Annotated in this window: 4 protein-coding genes; 2 read left to right on the forward strand and 2 right to left on the reverse strand. The window is 69.7% G+C overall.

Annotated elements, in window-relative coordinates:
• Positions 1 to 54: 54 nt before the first annotated feature.
• Both ACIRQP_RS13610 and ACIRQP_RS13615 read right to left on the reverse strand, forming a co-directional pair.
• On the reverse strand, positions 55 to 1014 hold the full coding sequence (locus ACIRQP_RS13610) for a carbohydrate ABC transporter permease (protein ID WP_403888177.1): 960 nt from the start codon (positions 1012 to 1014) through the stop codon (positions 55 to 57).
• Entirely contained in the window at positions 1011 to 1916 is a 906-nt protein-coding gene (locus ACIRQP_RS13615; protein WP_403888179.1) for an ABC transporter permease, read from the reverse strand. Before ACIRQP_RS13615 ends, ACIRQP_RS13610 begins: the two co-directional genes overlap by 4 nt.
• A 266-nt stretch (positions 1917 to 2182) precedes the next feature.
• Here ACIRQP_RS13615 and ACIRQP_RS13620 point away from each other — a divergent pair, with 266 nt between their 5' ends.
• On the forward strand, positions 2183 to 4450 hold the full coding sequence (locus ACIRQP_RS13620) for an ROK family protein (RefSeq protein WP_403888181.1): 2268 nt from the start codon (positions 2183 to 2185) through the stop codon (positions 4448 to 4450).
• A 68-nt stretch (positions 4451 to 4518) separates the two neighbouring features.
• Positions 4519 to 6339 carry a glycoside hydrolase family 71/99-like protein gene (locus tag ACIRQP_RS13625; RefSeq protein WP_403888184.1) on the forward strand — a complete coding sequence of 607 codons (1821 nt, stop codon included), beginning with the start codon at positions 4519 to 4521 and terminating at the stop codon, positions 6337 to 6339.
• Positions 6340 to 6544 lie beyond the last annotated feature (205 nt).

Raw genomic sequence — 6544 nt, forward strand, 5'->3', positions numbered from 1 at the left:
GTCAGGCCTCTCCTTTGTTGGCATCGGGGCCGCCTGCGACGGCGGCCCGCCGGGTCAGCCCTTGACGGCGCCGATCATCACGCCCTTCGTCAGATGGCGCTGCAAAAAGGGATAGACGATCACGATGGGGACGATGGACAGCACGAGGATCGCGGCCTGGAGGGCCTGCGAGGGCGGCAGCGCCGCGCCCGCGGCCGACGCCTGGCCGGCGCCGATCGCCGAGTTGTTGACGACATAGGTCCGAAGGACCAGTTGCATGGGCCATTTCGCCGACTCGTTCATATAGAGCATCGCGTTGAAGAACGCGTTCCAGTAGGACACCGCGTAGAACAGCCCCACCACGGCGATCGCGGCACGCGAGAGGGGCACCACGACGCGGCGCAGGATCTGGGCCGCGTTGGCTCCGTCGATCCGGGCGGCATCGGTGAGTTCGCCGGGGATGCTCATGAAGAACGACCGCAGCACGATCACATTGAACGCGCTGACCATGGTGGGCAGGATCAGCGACCAGTAGCTGTTGATCAGATGCAGCTGCTTGATCAGCAGATAGCTGGGGATCACACCCGGCGCGAACAGCATCGAGAACAGCAGGGTCATCAGCACCGGCTTGTGACCGAAGGAGCCCGGCCGGCTCAGCCCGTAGGCGAGGGTGATGCTGGACAGCAGGCTCAGCGCCGTACCGACCACCGTGACACCGACGCTCACCAGCAGGGCGCGTGACACCATGCCGCCCTGGAGGATGGCGCTGTAGGCGTCGAAGGTGGGATGGTCGGGCCACAGCACGAACCCGCCCGCCTCGTTGACCTGCTGGGTGTCGGCGAGCGAGGTCGCGATGATGGAGAAGAACGGGATGGCGACCAGCAGACAACAGATCAGCAGCAGAACGGATTTGACGACACGCCAGGGAGGCGAGGCGGGGGTCTGCCCGGGGATCGCGCTGTCCACGCGTCCGCGGCGCGGCGGCGGAACGGCGGGGGCGGCGGTCTGGACGGTGGTGGCGGTCTGTACGGTCATTTGCGGTAGATCCCTTCCTCGCCGAAGAAATGGGCGAGTCTGTTCGCGCCGAGGACGAGGACCACACCGACCACGCCCTTGACCAGGCCCACCGCGGCCGACACGCCCCACTGGCCGGCCAGCAGACCGTTGTTGTAGACGTAGGTGTCGAGGACTTCGCTGGATTCGAGCCCCACACCGGTCTGCTGGAGGATGATCTGCTCGAAGCCGACGCTGAGCGCGTCGCCCAGCCGGAGGATGAGCAGCAGGACCACGAGCCCGCGCAGCGCCGGCAGGGTCACATGCCAGGTCTGGCGCCAGCGGCCCGCGCCGTCGACCGCCGCCGCCTCGTAGAGGTTGTTGTCGACGCGGGAGAGCGCGGCGAGGAACAGGATCGTCCCCCAGCCGGTGTCCTTCCAGATCACCTGGGACGTGAGCAGCGTCTTGAACAGCTCGGGGTCGCCGATGATGTTCCAGGTGCCCAGTTCCTGGGCGCGCAGAAAGACATTGAGGAGACCGCCGTTGCCGAGCATCTGCTGGAACACGGCGACGACGACCACCCACGACAGGAAGTGCGGTAGATACAGGATGTTCTGTACGGCCTTCTTGACCCGCTCGCTCACCAGGCTGTTGAGCGCCAGCGCGAGCAGGATGGGCGCGGGGAAGACGAACACCACCTGGATCAGCAGCAGTTGGAGGGTGTTGTTCAGTGCGTGGAGGAACGCGGCGTCACCGTTGACGAGGACGCCGAAGTTGTCCAGTCCCGTCCAACTGCTGTGCCAGATCCCGATGAACGGCTGGTAGTCCTGGAACGCGATCACATTGCCGAGCAGCGGCACATAGTGAAAGAGGAGGACGACGAGAATGCCAGGCACCGTGAACCAGAACAGCGACCGGTCGCGACGTGCGGACCGTGTGGACATGGGCTGCCCTTCGCCAGGGTGGATGGAGCGATGTGCCGACCATGACAGTCCATTGATTTGTCTTACGTCAATGCTTCGTGCGCGTAAAAATCTGTCGCACCGGGGTTCGATGGACGTTGTTACGGTGCAGCTCAGCCAGTAGGAAGCGGTTTCTTTTTGGCCCTCTGGCTGCGGGTTCTCGTCGCGCGGGGTGCCTCGGGACGCTCTCTGTCGGCTCCAAAAATTGGCAACTTAGTACTTTTGCAGTTGAGGGGGCGGGTGTTTGGATGTCTGCCATGCGTGACATGGACGAGGCGAGCAAGCCGGTGCTCAGTGACCGGGACCACGAGGCTCTGCGCGCCTGGGCCCGTGGTGGGCCGGAGCGTTCCGTTCGCGCGCGCATCGTGCTGGACGCCGCGGCGGGTCTCAGCGTCTCCGGCAGCGCGCGCGCCCTGGGCATCTCCCGCCCCACGGTGACCACATGGCGCAAGCGGTACGCCGCCGAGGGGCTGGCCGGTCTTGAGCACCGCCCGCGCAGCGGCCGCCCGCCGCAGGTCGACGAGGCCGATGTCGTCGCCGCGACGCTCGCGGGACCGCCCGCCCCGGCGCGTACCTGGTCGGCCCGCGCACTCGCGGACCGTATCGGCGTCTCGCACACCACACTGACCGGGGTGTGGCGCCGGTGGCAGGTCGGTCCCGGCGAAGGCAGCCTGCCGACCGTGCCCGTCGATCCCGCCCTGCCCTGCGCGCGTGCCGAACTGCTCGGTGTGTGGGCCAGGGCCGACAGGGCGGTACTGGTCATCGGCGAGGCTCCCGCGCCCGAGGGGCAGCGGGGCCGGGCCACCGACGCCGACGAGCGACGCTCGCGGCACGCCGCCCTCGCCGCGCAGCTCGACCGCGTACGGGACGCGGAACCGCCGCCGGCCGGTCCGTCCGCGACCGGTGCCCACGCGGTTGCCCCGGGTGGCGTCCCCGCGCCGCGTGATCAGGAGCCCGACGCCCTGATCGCCACCATCGCCGCGCGTCATCCCCGCCGTACGCTGCACCTCATCGCCTGGGGCGACGAAGCGGCGTACCGCGCGACCCCGGACGGCCACCCGGACCATGACGCTCTCCGTGAGGCCAGCTGGCACCGGGCCGACTCCACCATGAGCTGGTCCGCCACCGCCTGTACGATCGCCCTCGCCGAACTCGCCCAGTTCCCCGGCCGGTTCAGACCGGTCCTGCACGCGCTGACCGAGGCCGCGCGGGCCCACGCGGACGCGCGCGGCGACTGTGCCTTCAGCTGGCAGCGGTCGGAGACCCGGGTGCGGCGGACCCCGCCCCGCCCCGTCCCGCGCGCCTTCAACCAGCTCGCGCTCGGCTCGTACAACGAGAAGCTGGTGATCGAGAGCATCCGGGAGGCGGGGGCGCTCAGCCGGGTCGAGATCGCCGAGCAGACCGGGCTCACGCCCCAGGCGGTGTCCCGTATCACCCGCAATCTGCTGACCGCCGGGCTGCTCGCCGAGGACGGAAGGCAGTCCGCGGGCGCCGGCAAACCGAGGGTGCCGCTCCGGCTGCGGCCCGATGCCGCGTCCGCCATCGGGGTCCATCTCGACCCCGAGATGATCAGCGTGGTGGCCGTCGACCTGTGCGGAGGCATCCTCGACCGTCGGCAGATGCACCTGTTCGAACGGCGCGACCCCGGCTGGTGCCTGGAGCACATGACACGGCTGGCCCTGGAGTCCGCGGCGGTGGCCCGTCAGGCGTCGGAGGCCCTGCTCGGGGTGGGTGTCGCCGTGCCGGGCCCGGTCGACGCGCGCGCCGGGATCGTCCTCGACCCGCCGCTGTTCGACGGCTGGGAACAGGTGGAGCTCAAGGCGGAACTGATCGAGCGGCTGGGCACGGCGGTGATCGTGGAGAAGGACGCCACCGCCGCGGCGATCGGCGAACGCTGGCTGGGCGCCGCCGACCGCGCCGGGGACTTCGTCTATCTCTACCTGGGCGCCGGCGCCGGCAGCGGTGCCTTCCTCAACGGCGATGTGTACCGCGGCACGACGGGCAACGCGGGCGAGATGGGCGAACTCTGCGCCATCAGAACCGGGTTGCTCACCGACGAGGGCGGCCCCCGCATGGTCGCGGAGTGTGCCCCGATCTCGGCGGTCGTCGAGCAGGCCAGGGCGGCTGGCCTGATGGTGCCGCAGGGGGACGGCGCCTACGACTGGGTCTGCGAAGCGGCGGCGCGCGGTGACGACCGGGCCGTCACGGTGCTGGAGAGCGTGGCCAGGACGGTGGCCCTGGGAGCCGTCGGCATCATCGACCTCCTTGACGTGGAACTGCTCGTCGTGGGCGGACCGGCCGTCCTGCCGTCCGTCGCCGACCTCTATCTGGGCCAGATCGCCGCCGCCGTCAACCGCTTCCCGGTCGCGCGGCGGGTACGCGATGTGCATGTCGCCCAGTCACGCCCGAACCAGGCGGCGGCGGTCGGCGCCGCGGCCGGTGTTTTCCACTCGGCGTTCACTCCCCGCCTGAGCCCGCACGGCCGTTCGGCACGTGGAGCGTCAACTCGCGGCTGAGTCGGAGCCATTGACGTATGGCAATCCAATGGATTTACATAGGCGGCCCCCCAACCCAAGGGTGCCTCATGCACAGACGCCGAAATCTCGTCCTGAGACTGACCCTCGTCCTCTCCCTCCTGACGGCGGGCCTGTGGTGGTCGGCGACCGCCCTGACCCCCACGGCACAGGCCGCCGCGAACCCGACCGTGAAGAACCGGGTGTACACCGGCTACCAGGGCTGGTTCAACGCGCCCGGTGACGGCTCACCGCTCAACGCCTGGCGGCACTGGGCCGGTTCGCAGCCCTCGCCGGGCAACCAGTCCTTCGAGCTCTATCCCGACATGAGCAAGTACCCGGCATCGGCCCGCTACGCCACGGGATACGCGCCGCTGGGCAATGGACAGAGCTCCACACTCTTCTCGTCCTACCCGACCGCCGTCGTCGACCAGCACTTCAGCTGGATGAAGCAGTACGGCATCGACGGCGCCGCTCTCCAGCGCTTCGGCAGCGACATCTCCGATCCCGCCGCGCCGCGAGCGGCGAACCGCAACTCCATCGCGGACAAGGCCCGTGACGCCGCCGAGAAGTACGGCCGCGGCTTCTACGTCGAGTACGACGTCAGCGGCCTGACCGACGCCAACCTTGAGCAGGTCCTCACGAGCGACTGGACCGACGTCATCACCGGCACGCTGGGCCTCACCGACTCCCCGGCCTACGCCAAGGAGGGCGGCAAGCCCGTCGTCGAGCTGTGGGGCCTCGGCTTCCTCAACCGGCCGGGCACCGCCGCCCAGGCGGAGCGCGTCGTGAACTGGTTCAAGGACCAGGGCCTGTACGTCATCGGCGGCGTGCCGCGCGGCTGGCGCACCGACGCCGACGCCAAGCCCGGATTCGCCCCGGTCTACCGGGCGTTCGACATGCTCTCGCCCTGGATGGTCGGCAGCACGGCCGACACCACTCCCCAGCTGACGGCCGACCGTGACGCGCTCAAGGCGACCGGCCAGGACTACCAGCCCGTCATCTATCCCGGCTTCGCCTGGTCCAACTGGAAGGACGGTCCGCGCAACGAGATCCCGCGCAAGAACGGCGACTACCTCTGGCAGCAGGCCGCCAACGTCCGCAAGGCCGGGGTGCCGCAGGCGTTCATCGCCATGTTCGACGAGTACGACGAGGGCACGGCGCTCGCGCCCGCCGCCGAGGACTCCTCGATGATCCCGACCAACCAGTACTTCCAGACGACCAGTTCCGACGGGAAGTATGTGTCCTCGGACTTCTACCTGCGGCTCGCCGGCAAGGCGACGCGTATGATCACGGGCCTGGACCCGCTGGTCACGCAGGTACCGATCCCGCTGGCGACCGGCCCCACCTTCTTCCGTACCAGTGTGGAGAAGGACACCGACGCCACACCGACCTGGACCAACACCCCGGTACCCGGCGGCACGTCGAATGTGACCGGTCCCGGCGGCAGCGGATCGCCCGTCCTCGGCGTGGTGACCGGGGAGGACCACCGGCTCGGGCAGTCGGCGCTGCGCATCCAGGGAAGTACCACGACGACCGCGCACGCCTACGCGTACTTCCAGGCGTTCGACGTCGACATCCCGGTGACCGCGGCGACGAAGCTGTCGTACGAGTTCCTGCCGAAGGACGCGGGCGGACGGAACGTCGCGGTGGACTTCGTGATGTCCGACGGCTCCACACTGCGCGACAGTGCCGCGACCACGACGGACGGCACGGACATGCACCCGGCGGCGCCGAAGGGCGGTGTCGGCGCCTGGACGAAGATCCAGAGCAATGTCGGTCCCGCGCTGGCCGGCAGGACGATCGACAGGATCCTGGTGGGCTTCGACCGCCAGGGGACGTCCGGCGGTTTCCACGCGTACATCGACGACCTCACGGTCTTCAATGGCTGAGCAGCCGAGCAGCCGAGCAGCCGAGCAGCCGAGCAGCTCTGAGCAGTTGAGCGTGGAGTGAGCGGTTGAGCAGGAACCGGGGGAGTGGGGGGGGGGGGGGGGCCCCCCCCCCCCCCCCCCCCCCACCCACACCCCCCCCCCCACCCCCCCCCCCCCCCCCCCCGCGCCCCCCCCCCCCCCCCGCGCGCCGCCCCCCCCCCAAACC

It is taken from the genome of Streptomyces sp. NPDC102274 (assembly GCF_044766385.1).
GTDB lineage: Bacteria > Actinomycetota > Actinomycetes > Streptomycetales > Streptomycetaceae > Streptomyces.